The organism is Paenibacillus sp. GSMTC-2017, from assembly GCF_016019935.1.
Taxonomy (GTDB): domain Bacteria; phylum Bacillota; class Bacilli; order Paenibacillales; family Paenibacillaceae; genus Pristimantibacillus.
This window is the reverse complement of the sequence record NZ_JAECMT010000002.1, coordinates 764047-789435: the sequence shown is the minus strand read 5'-3', so window position 1 is coordinate 789435 and position 25389 is coordinate 764047. Positions and strand designations below refer to the sequence as shown.

The 25389-nt window shown below is 39.7% G+C and carries 22 protein-coding genes; 11 read left to right on the top strand and 11 right to left on the bottom strand.

The window, feature by feature from the left end; genetic code table 11:
• The first annotated feature begins 2 nt into the window (after window positions 1-2).
• Both I6N90_RS11095 and rbsK read left to right on the top strand, forming a co-directional pair.
• Window positions 3-2108: an ADP-ribosylglycohydrolase family protein gene (locus I6N90_RS11095; protein WP_197935871.1), complete on the top strand. Its 2106-nt coding sequence runs from the start codon at window positions 3-5 to the stop codon at window positions 2106-2108.
• Window positions 2109-2133: 25 nt separating this feature from the next.
• On the top strand, window positions 2134-3024 hold the full coding sequence (gene rbsK, locus I6N90_RS11090) for a ribokinase (protein WP_197935565.1): 891 nt from the start codon (window positions 2134-2136) through the stop codon (window positions 3022-3024).
• Window positions 3025-3421: 397 nt separating this feature from the next.
• Here rbsK and I6N90_RS11085 read toward each other — a convergent pair whose 3' ends face one another.
• The 3 genes from I6N90_RS11085 to I6N90_RS11075 are packed head-to-tail and all read right to left on the bottom strand — an operon-like array spanning window position 3422 to window position 5850.
• Window positions 3422-4198: an arylamine N-acetyltransferase family protein gene (locus tag I6N90_RS11085; protein WP_197935564.1), complete on the bottom strand. Its 777-nt coding sequence runs from the start codon at window positions 4196-4198 to the stop codon at window positions 3422-3424.
• Between the two features lie 32 nt (window positions 4199-4230).
• Window positions 4231-4866 (bottom strand): nitroreductase family protein, encoded by a 636-nt coding sequence (locus tag I6N90_RS11080; RefSeq protein ID WP_197935563.1) that lies wholly within the window; start codon window positions 4864-4866, stop codon window positions 4231-4233.
• A gap of 33 nt (window positions 4867-4899) precedes the next feature.
• Window positions 4900-5850, bottom strand: coding sequence for a DMT family transporter (locus tag I6N90_RS11075; protein ID WP_197935562.1), 951 nt, complete (start codon window positions 5848-5850; stop codon window positions 4900-4902).
• A gap of 162 nt (window positions 5851-6012) precedes the next feature.
• Here I6N90_RS11075 and I6N90_RS11070 point away from each other — a divergent pair, with 162 nt between their 5' ends.
• A complete protein-coding gene (locus tag I6N90_RS11070) occupies window positions 6013-7359 on the top strand; it encodes an aminotransferase-like domain-containing protein (RefSeq protein WP_197935561.1) in 1347 nt (448 codons plus the stop codon).
• Between the two features lie 4 nt (window positions 7360-7363).
• Here I6N90_RS11070 and I6N90_RS11065 read toward each other — a convergent pair whose 3' ends face one another.
• The 4 genes from I6N90_RS11065 to I6N90_RS25070 form a co-directional block, all read right to left on the bottom strand.
• On the bottom strand, window positions 7364-9142 hold the full coding sequence (locus tag I6N90_RS11065) for a methyl-accepting chemotaxis protein (protein WP_197935560.1): 1779 nt from the start codon (window positions 9140-9142) through the stop codon (window positions 7364-7366).
• A 114-nt stretch (window positions 9143-9256) separates the two neighbouring features.
• A complete protein-coding gene (locus tag I6N90_RS11060; RefSeq protein WP_197935559.1) occupies window positions 9257-10333 on the bottom strand; it encodes a HAMP domain-containing sensor histidine kinase in 1077 nt (358 codons plus the stop codon).
• Window positions 10326-11021 carry a response regulator transcription factor gene (locus I6N90_RS11055; protein ID WP_197935558.1) on the bottom strand — a complete coding sequence of 232 codons (696 nt, stop codon included), beginning with the start codon at window positions 11019-11021 and terminating at the stop codon, window positions 10326-10328. Before I6N90_RS11055 ends, I6N90_RS11060 begins: the two co-directional genes overlap by 8 nt.
• Window positions 11022-11432: 411 nt before the next feature.
• Complete coding sequence (locus I6N90_RS25070; protein ID WP_269669489.1) at window positions 11433-11555, bottom strand: hypothetical protein; 123 nt, start codon at window positions 11553-11555, stop codon at window positions 11433-11435.
• Window positions 11556-11803: 248 nt separating this feature from the next.
• On the opposite strand from I6N90_RS25070, the gene I6N90_RS11050 reads away from it, so the two are divergent.
• Window positions 11804-11947 (top strand): hypothetical protein, encoded by a 144-nt coding sequence (locus tag I6N90_RS11050; RefSeq protein WP_197935557.1) that lies wholly within the window; start codon window positions 11804-11806, stop codon window positions 11945-11947.
• Window positions 11948-12048: 101 nt separating this feature from the next.
• Window positions 12049-13983 carry a ribosomal protection-like ABC-F family protein gene (gene abc-f, locus I6N90_RS11045; protein WP_197935556.1) on the top strand — a complete coding sequence of 645 codons (1935 nt, stop codon included), beginning with the start codon at window positions 12049-12051 and terminating at the stop codon, window positions 13981-13983.
• A 78-nt stretch (window positions 13984-14061) separates the two neighbouring features.
• Here abc-f and I6N90_RS11040 read toward each other — a convergent pair whose 3' ends face one another.
• The 4 genes from I6N90_RS11040 to I6N90_RS11025 all read right to left on the bottom strand — a co-directional run bounded on the left by I6N90_RS11040 (window position 14062) and on the right by I6N90_RS11025 (window position 18120).
• Entirely contained in the window at window positions 14062-15825 is a 1764-nt protein-coding gene (locus I6N90_RS11040; protein WP_197935555.1) for a methyl-accepting chemotaxis protein, read from the bottom strand.
• 193 nt (window positions 15826-16018) lie between these two features.
• Complete coding sequence (locus I6N90_RS11035; RefSeq protein ID WP_197935554.1) at window positions 16019-16225, bottom strand: 4-oxalocrotonate tautomerase; 207 nt, start codon at window positions 16223-16225, stop codon at window positions 16019-16021.
• Between the two features lie 19 nt (window positions 16226-16244).
• Window positions 16245-17381 carry an alanine dehydrogenase gene (gene ald, locus I6N90_RS11030; RefSeq protein WP_197935553.1) on the bottom strand — a complete coding sequence of 379 codons (1137 nt, stop codon included), beginning with the start codon at window positions 17379-17381 and terminating at the stop codon, window positions 16245-16247.
• Window positions 17382-17502: 121 nt separating this feature from the next.
• Window positions 17503-18120 (bottom strand): TetR/AcrR family transcriptional regulator, encoded by a 618-nt coding sequence (locus I6N90_RS11025; RefSeq protein ID WP_197935552.1) that lies wholly within the window; start codon window positions 18118-18120, stop codon window positions 17503-17505.
• A gap of 252 nt (window positions 18121-18372) precedes the next feature.
• Between I6N90_RS11025 and I6N90_RS11020 the strand changes: the two genes are divergently transcribed.
• The 6 genes from I6N90_RS11020 (at window position 18373) to I6N90_RS10995 (ending at window position 25149) form a co-directional block, all read left to right on the top strand.
• Window positions 18373-19395, top strand: a complete 1023-nt coding sequence (locus I6N90_RS11020; RefSeq protein ID WP_197935551.1) for an amidohydrolase family protein — start codon at window positions 18373-18375, stop codon at window positions 19393-19395.
• Window positions 19370-20098: an amino acid ABC transporter ATP-binding protein gene (locus I6N90_RS11015; RefSeq protein WP_197935550.1), complete on the top strand. Its 729-nt coding sequence runs from the start codon at window positions 19370-19372 to the stop codon at window positions 20096-20098. The genes I6N90_RS11020 and I6N90_RS11015 overlap by 26 nt, the downstream gene beginning before the upstream one ends.
• A gap of 26 nt (window positions 20099-20124) precedes the next feature.
• Window positions 20125-20928, top strand: coding sequence for a transporter substrate-binding domain-containing protein (locus tag I6N90_RS11010; RefSeq protein WP_197935549.1), 804 nt, complete (start codon window positions 20125-20127; stop codon window positions 20926-20928).
• 76 nt (window positions 20929-21004) lie between these two features.
• Window positions 21005-21658, top strand: coding sequence for an amino acid ABC transporter permease (locus tag I6N90_RS11005; RefSeq protein ID WP_197935870.1), 654 nt, complete (start codon window positions 21005-21007; stop codon window positions 21656-21658).
• Window positions 21659-21672: 14 nt separating this feature from the next.
• Window positions 21673-22326 carry an amino acid ABC transporter permease gene (locus I6N90_RS11000; protein WP_197935548.1) on the top strand — a complete coding sequence of 218 codons (654 nt, stop codon included), beginning with the start codon at window positions 21673-21675 and terminating at the stop codon, window positions 22324-22326.
• 723 nt (window positions 22327-23049) lie between these two features.
• The gene (locus tag I6N90_RS10995; RefSeq protein ID WP_197935547.1) at window positions 23050-25149 is read left to right on the top strand and encodes a copper amine oxidase N-terminal domain-containing protein; all 2100 of its coding nucleotides are present in this window, start codon (window positions 23050-23052) and stop codon (window positions 25147-25149) included.
• Window positions 25150-25389 lie beyond the last annotated feature (240 nt).

Sequence of the window (25389 nt, the reverse complement as noted above, 5' to 3'; positions counted from 1 at the left end):
CCATGATCCCTTCCAACTATTTAGAAAAAGTGTATTCCGGTTACTTGGGTATGAATATTGGCATTCGATTAGGCGCACCAGTTGAGCCAACGATATGGACGTACGAAAGAATAAAAAGTACGTATGGTGAAATTACGGATTATGTAAAAGAGTTCAAAAACTTCGCAGCCGATGATGATGCCAACGGCCCGTATTACTTCTTGCGAGCGCTTTATGACGATGCGGAAGACCGCGATATTACACCAAACGATGTTGCACGGGCATGGCTGAACTATACTCGTGAAGGTGTCGGCATGTTTTGGTGGGGCGGTTATGGCACAAGTACAGAACATACGGCATTTGTTAATTTGAAAAAAGGGATTGAAGCACCGCAGTCTGGTTCGATTGAACAAAATGGCATCATTATCGCTGAACAGATTGGTGGTCAAATCTTTATTGATACTTGGGGATTAATTAATCCTTGTAATCCTACAAAAGCGGCTGATTTTGGCGAAGCTGCTGCACGGGTGTCTCATGACGGAGAAGGAGTGTTAGGTGCTAGATTTTTCTGTGCGGCAATATCCAAAGCATTTGAAACATCAAATATTAATGACATTATCGAAGCTGGTTTAGCGCAAATTCCAGCAAGCTCGACTTATGCACATGTGGCAAGAGCGGTGCTGGCATTCCATGCCGAACATCCAAATGACTTTAGAGCTTGCCGAGAGATGCTTGAGAGTGATTGGGGTTATGATAAGTATAAAGGGATTTGTCATATCATTCCTAATGCAGGCGTATGTGTGTTAGCGATGATTTATGGACAAGGCGATTTCAATAAAACGGTTGAGATTGCAACGATGTGCGGTTGGGATACAGACTGCAACGCAGGCAACGTAGGTACTGTGCTAGGAGTAGCTTGTGGCGTAGAAGGTATTGCAGCTAAATATCGCAAACCGATTAATGACTCCATCGTCATGTCGGGCATATCGGGTTATCTTAATATTTTGGATATCCCTACGTATGCGAAGGAATTGACCATCCTTGGTTATAGACTTGCAAAGGAGGAATGCCCGCAAGAGATTGTGGATAGCTTTAAGGAAGCTGAAGTTTATTTTGACTTCGACTTGCCTGGCTCAACTCACAACATTCGTGTATCTGATCCTTTCTTTTGCCAAGTGAAACATTCCACTGAACAAGCGTTTAAAGGAACGGGGTCTCTTGAAGTCGTATTTGATCGTATGGTCCGTGGAGACAACTGTAAAGTTTTTTACAAACCTTTTTATACACGAAATGATTTTAGCGATGAACGGTATTCGCCTACGTTTGCCCCAAGAGCCTATTCAGGTCAGACAGTATCTATGAGTATTTATTTAGATCAGTGGAGCGGTAATGAAACGATGGGGATTGCCCCATACATTCGACTCGCGAATAGCAAGAAGGAATTAGTACAAGGTTATATCAAACTTGTAGATCAACAATGGATAAAGATAGAGTTTGAGATTCCAGATTCCGAAGGCGAACTCATTGATGAAGTTGGTATTGTGCTAGAATCATATACGAAGTTTAAACCTAAAAGTCTTGGTCGCATCTTCATTGATGAATTCCGCATCTTTGGCAAATCAGCTTATACAATTGATTTCAATAAACAATCTGTGGACTTTGGTTGTGTAACGCCATTTGCACATAATCATGGGGCTTGGAGTCTTATAGATGGAGCAATGTATCTGATGACTGCTGAGCCTAGTGAAGCGTACACGGGAAATTATTTCTCCAAAGATTATGCGGTGACGGTTAAGATGAACCCGCAGAGTGGTGATTCACATCTAGTAGCTCTCCGAGCACAAGGGGCCATGAGGGGTTATCATATTGGATTGGCTGGAAAGGATCAAGTTGCCTTATATGTGAATAACTTCGGTTATACGAAGATAGCTTCGGGTAGCTTTCTATGGAACCTTAATGAAGAGTATGAAATGACAGCGTCCGTACACGGTAATGTCATTACACTAAACATTAACGGGGAGCAACTGTTGCAGCATTCGGACAATACATGGGGTTACGGGATGTACGGGATGAGCACAATTGGTGCAGCGAGAACTTATTATAGCGATATTAAAGTAATAGAGATATAGGAACAAAGTGGGGTAGAAGCGTGTTATGAAAATAATTGTTCTTGGTAGTGCAAATATGGATATGGTCATGCGTACAAGTCGGATTCCAGATATCGGGGAGACAATGAGGGGAGAAGGTTTTTTCCTTTCTCCCGGTGGCAAAGGAGCTAACCAAGCGGTCGCTTGTGCCAAAATGGGCGTCGATACATGGTTTGTGGGCAAAGTTGGCGAAGATATTTTTGGTCAATCTTTACTTGATGGAATGGAAGGTTATGGCGTCCATACTGATTATGTCATACGTGAATCGCAACTATCTACTGGCGTGGCCGCTATTACCGTTTGTAACGGAAATAATAATATCATCTTAAATGAAGGTGCAAACGGTCAAGTTACTCCCGCTTATATTCGCAATTTTGAGCATGAGTTGTTGTCTGCCTCAGCTGTCATGCTGCAACTTGAAATTCCTATGGAGACTGTATACGAAGCCGTTCGGATGGTGAAAGGAAAGGTGCCGATATTTTTAAACCCGGCCCCCGCAGCTCCAATTGCGGATGAGATTTTGAATGGAATAGATTATTTTATTCCGAATGAAATTGAAAGTGTTACTTACACAGACATCGTTATTGATAGCATCGATGATGCATTTATGGCTTTGAGCAGGCTGCGTGATAAAGGTATTCATTATCCGATTATTACACTTGGTGAGAAGGGGCTTGTCTACTACAACGGAACTAAAAATGTGTATAAGGAAGCAAGGAAGGTTGAAGCTGTTGACACAACTGCAGCAGGGGATACATTCTCTGGCACGCTTGCGGCAATGATTACGTTAGGCAATAGTATGGATGCAGCCGTAGACACAGCACAACATGCTTCTTCAATTGCGGTAACTCGTTTGGGAGCACAAGAGTCAATTCCAACGTTGTGGGAAGTTAGATAAAGGAGGCCTGGGGGGCTCATAGGTAGAAGGTCAGCGTTTCATTGGGATATCGGGAAAGTGAACCCGTGGATTAGTACTTTTTAAGTATGAGCAATCAGTGCTTCGAAATTTGAATTCATGCGAGTATCGTCCGCGAATGAATAGGTGTATTTTTACACTTAAATTCCGATAGAAGTGAGATTAACCTAGATAATAAGTGTATAAATGCATTTAAAATCGTAAAATATCAATTGATGATTGAAATTAAAAGGATTTATGCGCTTAAATGTGAGTGTGAAACTTGGAGATGTAAAAAAGCTATCTTATCTGTAGAACAATCTATAGATGAGATAGCTCTTTTCATATAACAGCATTAAATACAGTTTGTTGGTTAGCCATTTCATTGTTCGTCTTTACTCTACATCCCGAAATGTAGCCTCAACAACTCTTTAAATCGAACAGCATCGATTTCCTCTTTTGTAACCTTACCTTCCACCCATTGTGTAAAAGTTCGATCAGTCAACGTAACATTTCCACGTTCAGTGAGCTTCGTAACCAAAGGATGTTTATTAAATGTAGACTCAGGATGTTCAATAACGATGGATTGGGCGTCATTACATTCGTCTAAATCTGTGAATGTTGCCTTGGAATCGAAGGTATATCCGATTCTCCACTCTGTATCTTTATGGTGTAATTTAAGCTCGAACGTATAATCCCCTGGCCCGTCTGACGCTGGTTTTACACTAAACCCTCCATTGGAAGAAATAATGATTTCACCGGTTAGAGGAAGGGGGCTTAGTGCAAGGTTTCCTCCAAATCCTGTATCTACAAGATACGTAATTCCTTCATGATTAAGCAAAATGACGACATGTGTTTTCCCCAATGTAAAGTATGTGCCAGCTCCGTGATTAAATACAATTCCTCTTGTTAAGCGAACATCAAATCCATTTTCAAGAAGAAATAAATACAGAATCGCATTTAATTCGTAGCACAGTCCGCCTTCTTTATTGACCACTATTTTATTTAATAAGTAATCGCGAGTCACATTTTCTCGTTCGCCAGCGATAACGCGCAAATTCTCAAAAGGTAGAGATAACGCTGTTCGTTCAAGTACTTTAGTTAATTGATCAAATGTAATCGTTATATGTTCAGGAAAGCCGATTCTTTGTCGAAAAAGGTTATTTAGTTCATTCATTAGAAGTACCCCCGTTGTTAGGTAAATATCTATTATTCGAATCCGTTCCAAGTAATTGATTGCTCAACAGGTATACGAGTTGAAGCATAAGCAGGAATCGCAGCTTTGCCTATTGGAATGAGCATAATAGGTATTAAGTGATCAGGGACATTGAACACATTAACTAATTCACCATAATTGAAGCCGCCAATTGGACAGGAATCGAGCCCTCTACCCTTTGCTGCAAGCATAAGCTGCATGGCAGCAAGTGACGAATTAAGCACAGCTGCTTCGCGTGGGAGACCTGAGTAATTTGCATAAGCGTGTTCTATTTGCTCAATATAGGTATCTTTCACTTTCTGTGGCATAAATCCAGCTGTTACTGCTGGTCCTAAAGCTGCTTCTCCATTTTCATTAGCTTTCAGATTTCCTAATATAGCGATGACTACAGACGCTTCAACTACTTGCTTCTGACCATAAGCGATAGGCAATAACTTTTCTTTGGCTGCTTGATCGTGAATAGTGAGGAAAGCCCAATGTTGTAAATTCCAAGAGGAAGGCGCTTGATTGGCAAGGTCTAGCAGCTCGATGATTTCTTCTTTTTGTAACTGGAAGGTTGGATCGAAATGTTTGACCGAATGGCGCTCCCGAATAATTGCTTCAAAATCGATTTGGTTTTTAGTTGTCATGTCAACAGCTCCCGTTTTCTAATAATTAGTTGATTAAGCTCCAAGGTGTTCGCCTTTTGCTATCTTTTTGTTCGTGTTGATTTTACCTAACATATTTGTTCCTAACACCCCTGCAATAATAAGTAGCGATCCTATTATGGAATAGAGTGTAATGGTTTCATTTAGGAAGATTGCTCCTGCGATCATTGCAACGATAGTCGACAAATTCGAAAATACACTAACGTTGGAAGCATCTATTTTGGATAAGGCATAGTTCGTCATGAGTGCGGTTAGAAGTGATGACAAAACGCCAAGATAGAGAATCGATAAGATGAATGTGGTATTCGTAAGTGGTGCTATAAATTGATGAAGTGTTCCCGCAGTTGTATGACTGCTTAACGAGATGATTAGAAAAGTGATAAAGCCGATTCCCAGCATTAAATAGGTGATTTCTGCTGGTCGATACGTTTTTAAGAGCGACTTTGCCAAAACACTATAGGCTGCAAATACTAAACACGACATGAACAATAGTGCGATGCCTACTATATTAGACAAATCGAAGTTGCTGCCCTTCATAATAAAGATGAACAATACACCAAATACAGAAGTGAATATCGAAATCTTTTGCAAAATAGTAGTCGTTTCCTTTAAAAAAATAGAAGCTAGCATCAACGTAAGGACAGGAATAACGGCATACAATATACCGCCTTCTGAGGAAGTAGCATGAAGCAGGCCAAACGACTGAAAAGTAAAAAATGCTAACGGATACATAGTCGCAAGCAACACTATTTTGTAAAATGATTTGCCACGGTAATTTAGCTTCAATTTACCGAGAACAACTGGAATCGACATGATGCCAAACGATAGTATAAATCGATAAGTTAATGTGTCCATTGGGTTAGCATGCTCTAATGCAATCTTTGTAAAAAGAAATGAAAAACCGATGATGACCGCATTTAGTACGACAGCTATATAGGCAAGTTTAGGTTTGTTCTGATCATTCATGGAGTCCACCTTTCTTATGAATAGTAGGAAATGTTTTTTATCGTCTTCCGATACTTAAATGATACGACCAATAAATAAACCAAACAATGGGAAAAATATTAAACTGTATCGATACAGTTGAAATCTTCCTCTATAATGAAAGGTAGGAAGTGAGGCGGCGGAATGAAAAGATATGTGCTCATACTTGCAGACATAAATCAAAAAATAAATGATGGAACGTACAAGCCAGGCCAAAAGCTGCCTTCGGTTCGTTTAGCCTCAGAGCATTATCAATGCAGCACCAGTACGATTGTGAGAGTATATGCAGAGCTTGAGAAAGAACATGCGATCTATTCCATTGCCCAGAGCGGTTATTATGTAGTCGAAAGAGGAGAGGCGCGTTGTGACGATAAGGAAGTATCTGTAATCAATCTTTCTTCGGCGTTACCTGATATTAACGTATTCCCTTATTTGGATTTTCAACATTGCTTGAACAAAGCAATCGATGTATATAGACACCAACTGTTTACGTATGGTGATTCGAAAGGGTTAGATAAGCTGCGTCATACGTTAGTTTCTCATTTAGCTAATGATCAAGTGTTTGCGAATAAAACAAATATTTTTGTAACGTCTGGAATACAGCCGGTGCTTGAATTGTTAGCCAAAATGCCATTTCCAAACGGGAAATCAGTCATATTAGTAGAGCAGCCTAGCTACGATATTTATTTGCGATTCCTTGAAATGGAAGGGCTAAATGTAAGTGGAATTGAGCGTACAGCTAATGGAATCAACTTGAAGGAACTGGAGCGTCGGTTTAAAAATGACGACATCAAATTTTTTTATACGATGTCAAGATATCATAACCCGCTAGGCACCTCCTACAGTAAAGAGGATAGAAAAACAATTGCACGACTTGCGAGTAAATATGATGTATATGTTGTTGAAGATGACTATATGGCAGACTTGGGTGAAGAGCGGGGGTTCGAACCCATTTATGCATACAATAGCACCAGTCATATCATTTATTTAAAAAGCTTCTCCAAAATTGTATTTCCGGGGCTAAGGCTTGGAGCAACGGTTATACCTGATGGACTATTGGAGAAGTTTCAGACAGCTAGATCATATCCGGACACTTCGTTATTGTCACAAGCAGCGCTCGAAGTATATATAAACAATGGCATGTATGAGCGTCACAAACGCAAAATAGGCCTTCAATATGAATCGAGAATTAGCATCTTAAATGATGCTGTTAACCGATACAATAAAGAAGGCGTAATTGAAATTTCGCAAATAAAATCAGGTATATATGTGCAGTTTAAGCTTCCGATAAAAGTGAATTTGGAACGATTGATGAAGAGGCTTAAGGAAAAAAATATAACGGTAAGAACCGGTAAAGATTTTTATTTAACCGAATATTTGGAACGTCAAAAGTTTGTCCGAGTTAGCATCTCGCAAGCGCAACCAGAGCAGATTGAGCTTGGCATAAAGACAATAATTGAAGAAGTTAAACGGTTAAGTAACCAAGATTAATTGCTTATAGGTTAAATCGGCTTACAATTAAACGCATTTCATCAGACATATCACGTAGTTTACGAGCAGAAGCAGCTATTTCCTCTACAGAAGCCAGTTGCTCCTCAACGGAAGCAGACACAGTCTGCGCCGAAGCAGCAGAGCGGAGTGATAATTGTTCAACCTCAATAACGGAAGCTGACATTTGCTCAGTACTCGCTGACATCTGATGTGCTGCAGATGATGATTCTTGAACTTGATTTACAATTGTTCGAGTAGATTCCAAAATCTTCTCAAATGCTATTCCTGTTTGTTCGATCGATTGGACGCCAGCCGCAACCTCTTCTTGTCCTTTGTTCATTGAATGGTGAGCATTGCTAATGTTGCTTCGAATTTCTTCTATCATTTCAGAAACCTGTTCCGCAGCTTGACTAGTTAAACCTGCTAACTTACGTACTTCATTCGCAACGACAGCGAAACCTCTACCATGTTCCCCGGAACGAGCAGCTTCAATTGCAGCGTTAAGTGCAAGTAGGTTCGTTTGATCAGAAATGCCCTTTATAGTCTCAACAATTGTTCCAATCTGATCTGAATGGTCATTTAGACGTGTTATAGATCCGCTTATTTCATTAACTGTATCACTTACTGCATTCATCTGCTCGGAAGAATGATTAATGAGACTATTTCCATGATCGGCTTCTTGAAGCGTTTGCAAGGATACTTGGTAAGCATGAGAAGAAGCTTCTGCAACCTTTTGAATGCCAATTACCATCTCTTCAATCGAACGGGAAGTTTCTTGTGCTGAATTAGCTTGAATCTCATTATTGTTAGCTACATCAGCTATAGAAGAGGAAGTCTGATGGAGTGCATCATTTGTTTCACCTAACGTTAAAGATAATTGTTTCGATGAAGACGCAAGGATATTAGAACTTAACGTAAGATTTCCTACAAGTTGCCGAATGTTAGCTGCTAATAGATTAAAGGATCGTCCTAATTGCCCGATTTCATCATGGTTTCTTATGATTAGTTCATCGCCGCTTAGATCACCGTTTGCCATTTTTTCTGCCTCACGAGCGATACGAACGATTGGTTTGGAAATGTGATGGGAAAATAGGAGCAGTACTGCAATGCCAACAACAAGACATAGAATAAGGGTTGTAACAATGCCTTCCATTATATTTTTCTGACCAGCATTATAATCTTTCATATAGGAGCCCGCTGCTATGATCCAGCCCCAGGAATTAGCTTGTTTAGCATAAGATATTTTAAGTGCTTCAGCTCCGCCATTACTGACCATGCCATCTGTTTTTGGCAAAGGCCAATTATAGTATGTAGCACCTCCACCATCTAAACCTTCAGCAATCAAGTTTTGGATGTAATAAGTACCGTCTGACGTTTGTTTGTCCCATATGTTCTCGCCTTCTAACACCGGATGAGCAAGAAGTTTTCCTTGTTTATCTATAATAAAGAAGTAGCCATTTGGCCCCAAATCGATTGCTTTATTTATCGGTCTTGTTCCGTCCGTATTTTTAGCTCCTAATAATAATGTTCTAACTTGTTCTTGTGCTTCTTCTTCAGAAAGCAGACCTGATTTAACGGATGATTCCATATTTTCAATTAATTCAATTGCCAGATTAACACTGGAGCTTAATTTACTTTCAATTAATGCATCAGTTTCTTTAATAGAAATTTGATAAGCAACTGCACCTAATACAAGAATAGGAAGAGTTAGCAGTGTCAATGACATAATAAGCAACTTTTTGCGAATTGTTAAATGAAACGATTTTCGTGTGACTTTTAGCATAGATTAAACTCCGCCTCCAAGTAATATAAATCAAAATCTATTACTATAGTACTAGATTTGGAATGATAAAAATACCAATATTCACAATTTAATTAATAAAAAAAATTATCAATTCTATTCAGAAGGTATATGGTTAGGCAACAGAATAGTGAAAGTGAATTGTCCGTTGCTATGAAGCAAATTAATTTTTCCTCCATGCAGTTTAACGATATTTTTGGCAATAGATAATCCAAGTCCAGAACCTTGAGGCAAGTTTTTATCGCTGCGAGAGGTGTCACCTTTGTAGAAACGTTCGAAAAGTCTTAATTCTTGTTGTTTTGTTATAGGGTTTCCGAAATTTTCTATAGAAATTACGAGTTGATGTCTATGTACAGCGAGGTGAATGGTGATCGTACTATTTTTAAAAGAAAATTTAAGTGCGTTCATTAATAAATTATCGATAGCTCTAACGAACATTTCGATATCAATCATGCCAAGCAAAGGTCGCCGCTCATAGGTTGTTATGACTGTCAGTGTATTTTCATTTGCGATAGGTTCAAACTCATTAATAATTTGATCTAAGAGGCTATTCATATCAATAGGCTCGAAAGTAAGTTGAGCAGATCCGCTTGTTAACCGTGTATATTCAAATAAATCATCGATAAGTTTTTTCAGTTGCTCCGTTTTGTTGTAAGCATTGTTAATATAACGTTTGTGCTCTGTCAAATCAGAATAATCGTCACTTTTTAACAAGTTTAAATAACCAATGAGGCTAGTAAGAGGTGTACGTAAATCATGCGAAACGTGAGTAATAAGTTCCATCTTTGATGTTTCGAGTAGTCGTTCCTTCTGAATCATGTTTTGTAATTGATCAGCCATATAATTAACATTTTGTGAGATGATACCTAGTTCATCAAAGCTTGGAATATCTACTCTATAATCAAGATTACCTTTTGCAATAATCATGAGACCGTCGCTAATTGCACGAAGGTGATTGAGAACGGGAAGGAGCAATAGAAATAGGAAGAAAAAAAACACGACTATACATAGGATTAATGATAGTACAGGTCCAATAAATGGAATCTTATACAATGAGCTGTCCCAAGTAAATGACACTAATAATGTTAAGATGAAACTGATAATGATTGATCCGAACAAGCGTACTCGGATACTTTTCCTCCAATTCAAATGATCGAGGATATGTTTAGTCAACTTTATACCCCACTCCCCAAACGGTTTTAATATAGCGTGGTGACCTTGCATTGTCTTCGATTTTCTCTCGAATATTTCGAATATGAACCATAACGGTATTATCAGATAGAAACTTATCTTCTTTCCAGACACTTTGATATAATTTTTCTATATTAAAAACAAAACCCCGGTGGCTAGCCATAAGCTCCAAAATTGAAAACTCAATAGGGGTAAGCGATATTTCTTTACCTCGAACAGAAACAAGATGTCTATTGCGGTCTATCTTTAAATCGTCAATTTCAATAACTGTGTTGTCCATACTCAAGTTGCTAGCAGAGCTTGCCAAAGATTGTCTTCTAAGCTGAGCTTTTACTCTCGCAATTAGTTCAAGTGGGTTAAACGGTTTTGACAAATAGTCATCAGCACCGCTCGTCAGTCCTGTAATTTTATCAATATCTTCACTTTTTGCAGAGAGCATAATAATAGGGATATTTGTTCGTTCTCTAATTTTAAAACAAGCGTTAATGCCATCCAATACAGGCATCATCACATCCAATATAATGAGGTCGACTTTATGGTTGTCAAGTAGGTGTAACACCTGCTTCCCGTCTTCTGCTTCTACCGTTTGGTAGCCCTCATTCTGCAAATAAATACGGATGACATCACGTATTTCCGGATCATCATCCGCAACCATTATTTTATAAGCCATGTCTATCCACCCATCATTTTAATTATATCAATCTAGGAGATCGTAGTTAATATTATTCAATAGTACCAGATGTTGGTCAAAAAAACCGCACATTAGTTAACTCTTAACGATAAGAGTTAACCAATGTGCGGTTTGTTTAACGAGATGATTCGGATAGGTTAGGGTGGGCAACGATTACTAATGTTTTCATGATTAATCACTCCTGATCATTTTTTGACTACAAACTAATCATAATAAATTAACTTAACAAAAGTAAGTTCGCACTTTTTCGGTTAATACTTACTGTTTGGTAAGTATTATTCCTATAAATGAGTTGAAATAAAAGTAGCGGCAGTTCAAAGCATGATAATCATGCCTTGAACTGCCGCTTAAAGACGCTATAAGTGTATTTAGTTAGAAACTTCGAAGCGTTCACCCCAGTAGCTTGAACACGATTGATGATTTCCATCTGCCAGCAATAATGGAAACAGACAATTCAATTGGACAGTTAAAACTTTTTCCATTTAGCTCATACCTAGCTTTAGTGTCGATCATGATGACACTTCCCTTCTGGTAAGTATTGAACGAAAAAGTGCGCACTTATATTTTGTAAGTATATTTTGTATCATCAATTGTGTAAACAATTAGAAATTCGGAGGCACTTTCATGCTTCACGTCGCTTTTTCTTAATAGTGAAAAGAAACAATAAAGCAGTGGCTTCAGCGGATTAACGTTTCCAAGTATTGCAAGAGTCTTCCTTTCTGTGGTATAGTATAAAAATTGAAAAGAGGGGGGTGAGGTAGGTGAATCACGAAATGGTCAACAACCGTATTAGTCAGCTTCCAATGGCGATGGCTGGCATCGTTCATACGTTTTTAGCGAACGGGATAAGTCTGTCTACTAATACCTATACGTTCCAACCATTCGCGAGAAGACGCCTACTTTAACCACAACGGATTTTTTATCCTTGAGGGTCGCAGGGCTTGTTGCTGCGGCTCTTTTTTTGTGCATGTAAGTTAGGGTCTTCATCACATAGGAGGCTCTTTATATGATTATTGTTAACGCTCAGGAGATCAAAAAATATTATGGTGCAAGTCTAGTTCTAAACGGAGTTACACTGCAAATTCAAGAAAAGAATCGGATCGGTTTAATTGGCTGTAATGGGAGCGGGAAATCTACATTACTCAAGTTAATATCAGGGTATGAACGTGTAGATGAAGGGATGCTTACAGTAAAGAAAGAACTGAAGATTGGCTACTTACCGCAAATACCAGATGAGTTCGATACGATGACGGTTTATGAAGTATTAGCTTCTGGCTTCAAAGATTTGATGGGCTGCAAGAAGGCATTGGAAGATATCGAATTACAAATGGCAAGTTCGGAAGCAATACGTAATCCAGATCTGATGGAACGTCTCCTTAAGTCGTACTCCACACTGCAACAACGTTTTGAGCTGGGCGGTGGCTACGATGTCGATACGATGATTGAACAGGTGGCAAGTGGATTGCAAATTGACGGGAACTATCATGGCACGTTATTCCGTACATTATCCGGTGGTGAGAAAACGAAGGTTGCACTTGCTTCTCAGCTTGTACTCAGCCCAGAATTGTTATTGCTTGATGAACCAACCAATCATTTGGATATGGAAGGAATTGAATGGCTCGAACAGTTTCTTATTCGATATGAAGGTGCTGTAATGATCGTATCTCATGATCGTTATTTCTTAGATGCAGTTGGAACAACAATGATTGAGATGGAAGATGGGGAAGCTCATGTTTACTACACCAACTATAGTGGTTATGTAATGGAAAAAGAATTGCGTCTTCTGCAACAATTTGCCCAGTACAAAGAGGAGCAGAAGCAAGTGAAAAAGATGAAGGATGCGATCCGGCAATACGAGGAGTGGGGAAGAATTTCTGGGAATGAGAAATTTTTCAAGCGCGCTGCATCTATTCGGAAAGCACTAGAAAGAATGGAGCTTACGAAACGTCCGGTTTTGGAGCGGAAGTCCGCCCAATTTGAGTTAACGCCACTAGATCGTTCAGGTCAAAGAGTGTTGTCATTTGAGGTGGTTACGAAACAGTTCGGAGATCGTCACATATTAAAAGGATCAACAGCAAATCTCCTCTATGGTGAAAAGGTCGTCTTGATCGGAAATAATGGATCAGGTAAGTCGACGTTATTTAAAATTCTGTTAGGTGAGATAGCAGCCGACTCGGGAAAAGTAGAGCTAGGAGCACGTGTTGATATTGGTTATTTGGCGCAACAGGAACCTATGAAAAGTAACAAGGGAACGTTGCTTAAATATTTCCAATTGGAATGTGAATTAGAAGAAGGCGAAGCACGGAATGTGCTGGCTAGCTATTTATTTTATGGAGCGGACGTATTTAAACCCCTTTCCATGCTCTCTGGGGGAGAATGGACAAGGTTACGTCTTGCACTTCTTGTTAGGCAGAAGCCCAACGTACTACTTTTAGATGAGCCAACAAATCATTTGGATATTGCATCACGGGAAGCATTAGAGGAATCGCTTAGCCAATATCCTGGGACGATATTAGTCATATCACATGACCGTTATTTTATTAATAAATTGGCTGAGCGGGTTTGGGAGATGGAAGATGGCAAAGTTACTTCCTATCTTGGAAACTTTGACTACTTTAAGGAAAAGCGTGCTGAGCGGATTAGTAAAATGGATGTTTCTCAGAACAAAAGTAGTGGGGCGAAGAAGAGGGATTCAAATCAGAAGGATACTTCTGTTAAAACGGTCACGAGTGAAAGTAAGGATAAGCTTAAGAGAAATAGTGATCAATTAGAATCACAGATAGCTAGTTTAGAGAGTGACATCGAACGATATCAAGTTGAAATGCAACAAGTAGATAGTTTGAAAGACGGAGCACAGCTGGAAATGTTGTGGCGTGAACAAGAAGAGAGGAAGTTAAAACTAGAAGAGCTTCTGAATGAGTGGATGGAGCTGTCTAATTAGGGTTTTGAATAGATGTAATTAACGAAAAAGAAGCAATAAGACCAATGGGGTCCGTTGCTTCTTTTTAACTTTTCAAACTTAAAGTTTAAACTTCCCGATTAATTCTTGAAGTTGCTTTGCCATATGATTGAGCGTAATGGCTGAAGCACCAACTTCTTGTGTTGTTACTAGTTGTACTTCCGCTGCAGAAGCGACGTCCGTTGCAGCTTTTGATGAGCTGGCTGCAATCGTTGACAGCTCCAGAACGGAAGAGGCTACTTCTTCTGAACCTGCTGACATTTGCTCTGCAATAGCAGATACTTCTTGAATCAATTGAGTGACATGCTGCGTGGAAGCATATATGCCTTGGAACTTTTCACCAGTTTCTTCTACTAGAATCACACCACGTTCAACTTCGATGCTACCATCATCCATCGATTTAACGGCAAGTGTAACTTCCTTCTGAATCTCTTGTATTACGTTTCCAATTTGACTTGCTGCTTGATGAGATTGATCAGCTAGTTTTCTTACTTCGTTAGCAACAACGGCAAATCCTTTTCCTTGCTCACCAGCTCTAGCTGCTTCAATAGCAGCATTTAGAGCGAGCAAATTCGTTTGAGATGCAATGCCTGAGATAGCTTCTACGATCGTTACAATTTCTTCGGAACGTTTATTTAATGAAGTTATATAATGGGCGGTTTGTTTTGCAGATTCATTGATACCGTTCATTTGAGCAATTACCTGCTTAATAAAAAGATTTCCTTGTGCGGCTTCATTCGACATATCTTCTGAAGCATTTGCCATACTTGATGCGGATTCTGCTACTCGTTGGATACCGTCAGCCATTTCCTCCATTGATCGTGAACTTTCAAGGGCAACCTGTTCTTGTGTCTTAGCTCCTGAGGCTACATCATGGATGCGTACAGAAACTTCGCCTAGTGATTTTGAATTATTTTCAGCGCTCGTTGCTAGTTCATTAGCATGAACATTCGTCTGAATCGCATTTTGCTGAACTCCACTGATCATTTCTCGGAGGCCAGCGGTCATTTTATTAAATTGATGGCTTAATTGACCTAATTCATCTGAACTTTTAGTAGAAAGATGTACATTAAGTTGTCCTTCGCTTACTTGGTTAAACGCTGCCGATAATTGTTTGATCGGAGTAAGCAATTTGCGAAGCAGTACGAATTGGATTAATAAAATGATGACCAACGCTATTCCTAAAACAGATAGAGTCATTAGTAATAATTCATTTTTTCCATCGGAAACGATATCTGCATTCAAATCTAGCGCAAATGCTGCGATGACTTCACCTTTATCGTCTAAAACGGGATGAACAACGGTTAGCCATTCGCCATGGCTGTTGCTATAAATGCCTGTCGTTTCGGCTTTTTTTGAAACAAGTATATCTTTTAAAACATTCATCATAACGGGAGATTGTTCGTATTCTGAACCAGGGCCATAACCTGCGTCAATATAATCTTGGGGAACGGCAAGAAGAATAGGGTTTTTACCATCGGAGATGTCAGTAGAATATAAGTAGGATTGAGATACACTTTCATTTTTCTCTTTGAAGTGGGCGATTTGTGCAATCATTTTCTGTTGTAGCGGACTGTTCACATCATGATTACTAAATGATTCTTTTACATCAGCTAATTCCAGCTGACTTGTTGCTAGGGCAGCATATCCGATAGCTTGCTGGTTCAGCGTCTTGACTAAAACCCGTTCTTGAATGAAGTAGCTTGCCGTAATGAGAATTAATGCGATTAAAACGATGTTCAGCGTCGATAAAAACAAGTTTTTCCCAAAAAATGAAAGCCTAAAACGTTTAGGAATAGTGTTTTTAAAAGGTTGTTCCTTCATAATTGAGCCCCTTTCTAGGTTGGAATAAATATGACACGCATTTCCCTCTACACAATTCGACAACATCTGCCAAATTCCTTTTTTTGAGAGTAGAACCAGATGTGAATCTTATATGTACAAAAAAACCACCTTCATTGGCAGAAATAGAAACGCCGATAATGAAAGTGGCTCAGTATATAAGAAAATTCGTACATTAATTATTTGTTCGATTTGCAATAACCTCAGAAGCGGGAACACCAGCTATGCCCCAATGGGTAGTCGGGATTTCAGTAACGAGTACTCGAATACGATCTTTCGGTGCGTTTAATTCTTCTGCTATCGTATCCGTTACACGCGCAATTAATGATTTGACTTGCTCTGGCGTTCTGCCTTCCATCATTTGAATCGTTACAATTGGCATAAGGGAATAAGCTCCTTTCTCAAACGTTCACGTGAGCAGAGGAGGACAAATAATCGTTAATGTTCACATAGTTATAGCCATGAGCATCAGCAACTGCTTTGTAAGTAACCTCGCCTTCGATCACATTAATTCCTTTTGCAATTGCTTTGCTTTCTATTGCTGCTTGCTTAAACCCTTTATTAGCAATGTGAATGCCATAAGGAATCGTAACATTTGTTAGTGCAATAGTGGAAGTACGAGCAACAGCACCAGGCATATTAGCAACGGAATAATGAATGACGCCATGTTTCTCATAAGTAGGGTTACTGTGAGTTGTAATGCGGTCAACCGTTTCAATAGAACCACCTTGGTCAATAGCAACGTCAACGATAACGGATCCAGGCTGCATCGTTTTTACCATTTCTTCTGTAACTAAACGAGGAGCGCGAGCGCCAGGAATAAGAACGGCACCAATGAGTAAATCTGCCTTTTTAACTGCGTCCGCGATATTGTAGCTATTTGATATTAACGTTTTGATACGTCCACCGAACATATCATCGAGTTGACGAAGGCGATCAGGACTTACATCAAGAACAGTTACAGATGCTCCTAGACCAACTGCCATCTTGATTGCATTAGTACCTACGATACCGCCGCCAATAATGACAACTTCACCTGGTGCTACACCTGGTACACCGCCAAGTAGAACACCTTTGCCGCCATGCGGTTTCTCTAGAAATTGTGCGCCGATTTGAATGGACATACGACCTGCAACTTCACTCATTGGCATAAGGAGTGGGAGCGCGCCGTTATCTGATTGAATCGTCTCGTAAGCGATAGCAATGACTTTGTGATCAACCAATGCTTTAGTTAAGGCAGCTTCTGGTGCCAGATGAAGATACGTGTACAATATTAAACCTTCTCGGAAGAAAGCGTACTCTTCAGCAAGTGGCTCCTTTACTTTTATAACCATATCGGCAGACCAAGCTTCTCTAGCAGATGACACGATCTTAGCTCCAGCAGCTACGTAGTCAGAATCTGTGAAGCCGCTTCCAGCTCCAGCATTACCTTCAATCCAAACCTCATGACCATTGTTCAAAAAAGCTGTTACTCCAGCGGGTGCAATTCCAACCCGATTTTCATTATTTTTAATTTCTTTGGGTACTCCGATAATCATCTGCTAGTTCATCCCCTTAGACATTTAAATTAAATAGTAATGACTCAGCATCAATATAAAATAAATATGACAAGGTGTCAATATTATTCCAAAAAGAAAGCCGGGGGTAACCCCGGAGCACCTATAAATATAAGGCATCTGTGTACATCGTGGTCATAGATTCTGCTATTTCTTCTAGAGAGCTTGTATGACGATTGTGTACAATGTCCCATTGGAACATCTCATTAGAGTAGAACCATTGGCATGCAACAAGCTCAGCCTTCAAATCTTTGCGTGCTAAACCATTTGTTTGAGAATAAGTGATGTCATTTGTAATACTCTGAATTTGTTTGTGACGTATCTCTTCCCATTTTAAATTAATAGCTTGAGACAGTCCCATTGCTTCAGCAAATACTTTCATCATATCTCGTTCAGACTCAGCAATCTGGAAGAAGGTTAATACTTGGCTTTTGATTACAGTACGCGCCTCTTCTTTAGAAGTAGGGTGGAAGGAGTAATTAGCAATTTCGAAAAACTGCTGCATAACATCTTCCATCAGTACGATAAGAAGATCATCTTTGCCAGTGAAGTGGGTATAGGCAGTCCCATAACCTGTTTTTGCTAATTTGATAACTTGACTAATTGTACTATTCTGAAATCCATCAGTTAGAAAAACGGTTCTAGCTGCTTTAAGCAGTTTTTGTCTAGTGAGTTTCGATCTAAGATGTCGACCATCAATATCCTTAATTTCCGTTTCCATTACACATCAACCTTCCCAACACCACTATTAAACAATTCTTATTGACATGGTGTCACAATCATCATAATATGATAGTTATACAGGATAAAGTTAATTATGACGAACCATTTCGACAGATTCATTTGTCATTATACCTTATTTTTAGTTTTACAGTAATTTTTTTTTATAGAAATCTGACAATATGTCACCTTTCGGATCGGAATACAACACTATCATAATGAAAGTCATCCCTTTAATAAGGAGGTTCATCTTGTGAGAATCGATACACATACACATATTATTCCCGAAGGTCTTCCTGATTTCTCTGCAAAATATGGAGGGGAACGTTGGCCGACACTTAATAGAACGTGTACATGTGGCGCTACAATTATGGTTGCTGGCAAGTCTTTCCGTGATGTTACTGATCAGGTTTGGAGTCCAGAGAAAAGAATAGAGGATATGGATCGAGAAGGCGTTGATATGCAGGTGCTTTCGCCAATTCCAGTAACGTTCTCCTATTGGGCTACTAAAGAAGAAGCGTTAGAGATGGCTTATGTACAAAATGATTTTATTGCTGCAACAGTTGCAGCTAATCCTACGCGGTTTACCGGAATTGGAACGGTTCCGATGCAGGATAGTGAAACAGCTATACGCGAAATGGATCGTTGTATGCATGAATTAGGTTTAAATGGAATTGAAATCGGTTCCAACATAAATGGTAAAAACTTAGACGACCCTTTTTTTATCCCTTTTTTCAAAATGGCAGAAGAGTGGAACGTTCCGATTTTCATTCATCCGTGGGAGACGCTCGGGAAAGACCGAACACCTCGTCACAACTTTATGTATACCGTCGGCATGCCGAGTGAAACAGCGCTTGCTGCAGCAACTTTTGCATGGAGCGGACTTATGGAAAGATTTCCGAACTTAAAAGTTTGTTTCGCACATGGAGGAGGTTCCTTCCCATACATACTCCCAAGACTCGATAAAGGTTGGGAAGTTTGGCCACATCTTAGACTAACCACACATCCACCGAGCTACTACGCCAAAAAAATGTATTACGACTCCCTAGTATTTGATCCACTTAATTTACAATTTATGATCGACCGATTCGGGCACGAGCAAATTATGATGGGCTCTGATTATCCTTTCCTACTAAGAGAAGTTCCACCGGGCAATGTCATTGATCAGACGCTCAATTTAACGAATGAACAGAAGGCCGCTTTGTTTGGCGGGAATGCAGCGAAATTTTTCCGTATTGGGGGAACGAAACGTGATTCAATTCAAAAAAATAAATAAACATTATGGTTCGAATCATGTTCTAAAAGATATTGACCTGACGATCAAAGCAGGAGAAGTTGTCGTTATTATCGGACCATCCGGTTCTGGTAAAAGTACGCTATTGCGTTGCATTAACAAACTTGAACATGTAACTTCTGGCGAGCTCATTGTTAATGGACATACTGTGACGGATAAAAATACGGATATTAATAGGATGCGCCAAGAGATAGGGATGGTATTTCAACACTTCAATCTATATCCTCACAAATCAGTTATGGAAAATATTACGCTTGCACCGATAAAAGTAAGAAAGGTGCCGAAAGTTGAAGCTGAGAAACTAGCAAACTATTATCTTGAAAAAGTTGGCATTCCAGAAAAAGCTAATGCTTATCCGTCTAACTTGTCTGGTGGGCAGCAGCAACGCGTTGCTATTGCACGCGGACTTGCGATGAAACCTAAAGTTATGCTGTTCGATGAGCCGACGTCTGCTTTAGACCCCGAAGTGGTTGGAGAAGTTTTGGACGTTATGAAAGCGCTGACAAAAGAAGGGATGACTATGGTTGTCGTCACTCATGAGATGGGATTCGCTCGCGAAGTAGCTGATCGCGTTATATTTATGGACCAAGGTCAAATCGTCGAAGAAGGAACACCAGAGCAATTCTTTTCAAATCCGAGTGAAGACAGGGCAAGACTATTCCTTAGTCGAATTCTGGTTCATTAATAGATGCTAATAAGGGGGATTTACGTATGAAGAATTGGCACAAAAAGTTGGGATTCACTGTAATTACAGCAATGTTAGCTCTAAGCGTAACTGGTTGTGGTAAGGACAACGCACCTGCATCTGGCTCGGTAACAGCTCCAAAAGACATGAAAAAAATTGTGGTAGGTGTAGGCGCCGATGCATTCCCATTCGGTTATGTCGACACAGCGGACAGCAAAACAAAAGGATTTGACTTAGATATCGCAGCAGCAATCGTTAAAGACATAACTGGTGCTGACGACAAAATTGAATACAAAGAAGTAAATGGGAAAACAAGAATTCCGATGCTGCAAAACGGTGAAATTGACATTATCGTTAGAACGATGACGATTACAGAAGAAAGAAAACTTGAAGTTGATTTCTCAGATCCATACTTCAGTGCTGGTCAATCCCTTCTTGTACCAGAAAACTCTAGCATTACTGGCATTGCAGACCTTAAAGGTAAAAAGGTAATTGCCGTTAAAGGAACTAGAGATGGAGAAATTATTAAACAAAAAGCTCCTGAAGCAGAAGTTTCTGAATACGAAAACCTTGGCGAAGCATTCACTGCGCTTAGCACGGGCAAAGGCGATGTTTTGACAACTGATAATGCCATTCTTATGGGGCTTTCACTTGAGAACCCTGGTTACAAACTTGTAGGTGGCGTTATTGAAGATCAGCCTTGGGGTATTGCTGTAAGAAAAGGTGACAAGGAAATGCTTGAAGCAGTAAACGCTGCACTTAAGAAACTTAAAGATAGCGGCGAATATGCAACGATTTACGAAAAATGGTTGAAGCAAAAACCTGAATGATGAATGTAGAGGGATGAATGCGTTCATTCATCCCTCTTTCTCCTTAAGCATCTAGAAGTGGAGAGGGCTGAGATTGATGTTGGATTTTTCTATATTAATAGAACATAAAGAACAATTTTTTGCAGGACTTACGACAACAGTTCAAGTCAGTCTACTTGCGCTGCTCCTTAGCATAATCATTGGTATTATTGTTGCTGTAATGAAGATATCTCCAATTAAAATCATTAAAGGTATTGCAACAGTCTATACAGAGATCATTCAAAACACACCATTAATTATTCAAATTTTCTTCTTCTATTTTGGCTTAGGTGCGATAGGCATTCAGTTAGATGCGTTCGTTAGCGGTGTTTTTGGTTTAGCAGTTTATTCAGGTGCGTATATTGCAGAGGCGATTCGTGCAGGTATTCAGTCTGTTAATCATGGGCAATTAGAAGCAGGACGTGCATCAGGTCTAACGTACATACAAACGATGCGGTATATCATTTTGCCGCAAGCGATTAAAGTGGTCATTCCGCCTTTGGGCAGTCAGTTTTTGAACCTGGTGATGGGTTCTGCCATTCTTGGATCAATATCGGGCAAAGATTTAATGTATTATGCTGATATTATTTCATCCAAAACGGCTGTTGTATTTGATGTTTACATCTTCGTAGCTCTGTTCTATCTCATTCTTACGCTACCACTCAGTTTCTTCATTAGCTATCTAGAGCGCAAATTTTCAGCAAGCAATTAGAAGGGAGAGTTGTCATGGATTTCATAGGTGCTTATTCCAGTAATAATCTGCTTTATCTGCTAAAAGGATTTCTTGTCACTATTGAAGTATCTGCGCTCTCTATCCTATTTGCTTTCCTAATTGGTACGGTTATGGGAGTAACCAGATATGCAAAGGTACCTGTGCTCGATAAAATATTTGCCCTTTACGTTGGATTAATTCGTAACATTCCGCTATTACTCGTATTTTTCTTCATTTTCTTTGCCCTACCAGAAGTTGGTATTAAGTTAAGTATATTTGCCTCTTCCGTTGCTGGACTAACGATTTATGCATCAGCGATGTTATGTGAAATCGTACGAAGTGGACTCATTTCAATCAATAAAGGGCAGATCGAAGCAGCAAGAGCATCGGGGTTAAACTATGTTCAAACATTGTGGCATATCGTACTTCCACAGGGATTAAAACGTATGATTCCGGCAATTATGAGTGAATTTACTTCCATCATGAAAGGTTCCTCACTAGCAATCGTTATTATGCTTCCAGAGATGATGCGTGCTGCCCAAGTTATTTATAATAACGATGTTAAGTTTGTCGTTCCAATGTTATTGCTAGTCACCTTCCTTTATTTTATCGTTAACTTTACACTATCGTTGTTTGCACGCAGATTGGAAAGACGTTTGGCTGTTTAGTTTCTTGAGTTATCTGTTTTGTATGGATAGGCTGCCATTAGAATGAAGTGGCAGTCTTTTTTGCTGTGGGGGAAGAGTTTATTTTGTTGGATTTTGCTGTACCGATGTAAGTTCCAATACGAGCACCAATGCTAGTACTACCACCACCATTAATCGTTCCTGTGGCGACATGGAAATTATTCTAACGAACTGTAAAACCGTTATGGTGCCGAAATTTGCTTGTTTTGTGCGCTAACGAACCTCAGCAACGTTAAATCTCCATTTTGTACAGATATCAACCGTTTTTTCGCGAAATAACGTTTCTGAGGTTCGTTAAAAAATAAAACTAGCGATTTTTGATCAAATAAGAGATGCTGGATTCGTTAGCCATGTGGCAGTAACGCTCGACATCGTGTCACAAAGCCCACAAAGCCCACAAATCCAACAAATCCAACAAATCCAACAAATCCAACAAAGCTCCAAAGTCCCAAACGAAAAAGCACTTCTCACTAAGGAGATAAATCTCTATCCGTGAAGTTGGATTTATACACTCAAGTGCTAATAAAAGGGATAGAGAAGGAATTGTTACACAAAAAATAATATATTGACATGATGTCATAATAATTATATTGTTAGGTTGATTCTGGATTATTACCTTTTCTACAAAGGAGGATGCCGGGGCAATCGATATTTGTAAACGTTTGCAGATTGATTTAATACTTACTACTTGGAGGTTATGAATCGATGGAAAAAACAGTTAGACAACGCATTGTTTCTGGTGTTCTCGCCTTTGCTGTCGTATTAGGTGCATTCATTACACCCGTTTTACCTGTTACTGCCGCAGACAAAACGAATAACGGAGCCTTTGAAGCACCACGAACGGGATTGAACGTTAACGCTCCTGCTGCTGGTGAACCTTATCCTGTTGATGAAGATCACAAAAGGCTGCCAGGCGAGCCTTCAGAACCCGATCCATCTAGCTGGGGTTACAATAAGGAAACTGGCGTTTTTACACACCCAGCCTATATGCCAGAAAATGAAGGCCCACAGCCATTCGATGGAAGCTTGCCTTATCTTGATTTGAATGAGTATAGCAAAAACATGAAAGTTGAAGCGTTTCTACCATTCGTAGCTGGTTACGGACATAGCTGGCAAACGTCGTTTGACCTGGATGGCCGTCGTTACTTGTACGATTATGAAACGAACCAATACAACTTGTTTGACATTACTGATGTTAAAGCAGTTAAGCATATTTCTACAAAATGGATCGACAAAAAAGCTGGCGAACATCAATTTGGTCCATTTAACGTGAAGTACAACGCTGAGCTAGACAAAAATATTGCCGTTCAATGTTACGAAGTTCCGCGCTACGGTAAAATTACGAACAAATATACAAATCCAGATGAAGTTACAGCAATCCGTGATTTCCAAATGTTGCGCGGTTTCCGCGTCTACGAAGTAAACGGTCCTAACTGGACAGATTGGAAAGTGCTTTCTGAAACACCTCTAGACTCCAGCACTTATTCAAAAGATAAGAAGCAACAAGGTTCAGGCTGCCAAGACATCCCTGTATACGATGGCGGTAAATACTTATTCGTAGCTGGTGCACCAGATGACAGCTATGCAAACACAGAATACAAAACATACCTATATTCAGGCGCACATATCGCTTACGATCTGTCTGACCCAACTAAACCTAAAAAACTATCTGTTTGGTCGGCTCCAGGTCAAAAAGTTGGCGAAGAAGCTGAGTATAACAAAAATCCACGTGCAGGTAACAAAACAAGTTGGATGGGTTCCAGAATGCCGCTGTTTATTCCTAAACCAGTTGAAGAAGGCGGGAAATATGGATATGCAGCAATGGGTGGCTTAGGCTTCTACATCGTTGATATTACAGATCCGGCTAATATGAAGACAGTATCACATTTAGAAATGCCTATGAGCTTTGCTGGTACAGAAGGAGATAACATCGATGTAAGTAAAGTAGAAACGACTGGTATGGTTTATTACAGCGGTTATCCATTAAGTGAAGATTGCCATGAGCCATACAAAGAAATTTATGCAATCGATGTAAGAGACCCTCTTAAGCCGAAGATGGCAACGGTAATGCCACGTCCAGAAGCACCTAAAGATGCACCATTTACGGACTTCTGTCAACGTCGCGGTAGCTTCGGACCGAAACGTACAGGGTACGCTGAAGTACAACCTGGCGAGCCAAGCCAGCAATATATGCCTTACGCGTTCTACAATGCAGGCGTACAAATGTTTGATCTTAAAGATCCAATGAACCCAACAATTGCTGCTTACTTCGTTCCGAAAATGTCTGGTGAATTGACTGGAGATGATGGCAAAACGTATATGTCCGATCAATCCGATCCTGTACATGGCACATTTGTAGAGTGGGATCGTAACTTGATCTGGGTATTCTCAGGTCACGGTATGTACGCACTTTCGACTCCACTATTAGGGGAGCCTATTAGAACGTTGCCGAACGCAAGTCTTGAACTTAACGATGCTAAAAAAGAACTTCCTGCGAATGCTCAACCTTTCTTCAAAGAGGGCGTAACGCATGTACCATTCCGTGCAATCTTTGAAAAATTAGGTTTTGAAATTAAGTGGAATAACGCTACAAGTACGGTTACAGCATCTAAAGAGGGCTCTTCCATAACGTTACAAATTGGAAGCAAGGAAGTTGCTATTAATGGAGTGAAGAAATTACTTGCCCTATCTCCAGTTAAAAAAGGCGGAACGACCTTTGTTCCACTATCCTTTGTTGAAGAAGTAAGCGGTTCAAAAGCAGTTTGGAATCAAGTAGAAAAAACGATTGTTGTGAAGGGCAAATAGGTAGTTACCTTGTAAAATTAAAAAACCAGTCGTCGAAAATTAATCGGCGGCTGGTTTTTTAGTTTTGCTTGAATGCGAAAATACTGCAATCCAATCGTTAAATTGTAGACGGAAGGGCTATAGATGATAGCGTTATAGTGACTATAGCAACTATTTTGTAGACAAAAATAGTGTCTTTGCATTAAAATCAAACAGAAAGAGTTAATAAAGGTAATTAATAGAAAGGATGGGTATTTGAGT

Coding starts and splice junctions, on each gene's coding strand:
- I6N90_RS11085 (WP_197935564.1), bottom strand. CDS start 4,198: ATGAATGAACTAAATAACCTTTTTCGACAAAGAATCGGCTTTCCTGAA.
- I6N90_RS25070 (WP_269669489.1), bottom strand. CDS start 11,555: ATGATCGACACTAAAGCTAGGTATGAGCTAAATGGAAAAAGTTTTAAC.
- rbsK (WP_197935565.1), top strand. CDS start 2,134: ATGAAAATAATTGTTCTTGGTAGTGCAAATATGGATATGGTCATGCGT.
- I6N90_RS11065 (WP_197935560.1), bottom strand. CDS start 9,142: ATGCTAAAAGTCACACGAAAATCGTTTCATTTAACAATTCGCAAAAAG.
- I6N90_RS11005 (WP_197935870.1), top strand. CDS start 21,005: ATGTTGGATTTTTCTATATTAATAGAACATAAAGAACAATTTTTTGCA.
- I6N90_RS11075 (WP_197935562.1), bottom strand. CDS start 5,850: ATGAATGATCAGAACAAACCTAAACTTGCCTATATAGCTGTCGTACTA.
- I6N90_RS10995 (WP_197935547.1), top strand. CDS start 23,050: ATGGAAAAAACAGTTAGACAACGCATTGTTTCTGGTGTTCTCGCCTTT.
- abc-f (WP_197935556.1), top strand. CDS start 12,049: ATGATTATTGTTAACGCTCAGGAGATCAAAAAATATTATGGTGCAAGT.
- I6N90_RS11040 (WP_197935555.1), bottom strand. CDS start 15,825: ATGAAGGAACAACCTTTTAAAAACACTATTCCTAAACGTTTTAGGCTT.
- I6N90_RS11095 (WP_197935871.1), top strand. CDS start 3: ATGATCCCTTCCAACTATTTAGAAAAAGTGTATTCCGGTTACTTGGGT.
- I6N90_RS11055 (WP_197935558.1), bottom strand. CDS start 11,021: ATGGCTTATAAAATAATGGTTGCGGATGATGATCCGGAAATACGTGAT.
- ald (WP_197935553.1), bottom strand. CDS start 17,381: ATGATTATCGGAGTACCCAAAGAAATTAAAAATAATGAAAATCGGGTT.
- I6N90_RS11010 (WP_197935549.1), top strand. CDS start 20,125: ATGAAGAATTGGCACAAAAAGTTGGGATTCACTGTAATTACAGCAATG.
- I6N90_RS11000 (WP_197935548.1), top strand. CDS start 21,673: ATGGATTTCATAGGTGCTTATTCCAGTAATAATCTGCTTTATCTGCTA.
- I6N90_RS11070 (WP_197935561.1), top strand. CDS start 6,013: ATGAAAAGATATGTGCTCATACTTGCAGACATAAATCAAAAAATAAAT.
- I6N90_RS11035 (WP_197935554.1), bottom strand. CDS start 16,225: ATGCCAATTGTAACGATTCAAATGATGGAAGGCAGAACGCCAGAGCAA.
- I6N90_RS11025 (WP_197935552.1), bottom strand. CDS start 18,120: ATGGAAACGGAAATTAAGGATATTGATGGTCGACATCTTAGATCGAAA.
- I6N90_RS11080 (WP_197935563.1), bottom strand. CDS start 4,866: ATGACAACTAAAAACCAAATCGATTTTGAAGCAATTATTCGGGAGCGC.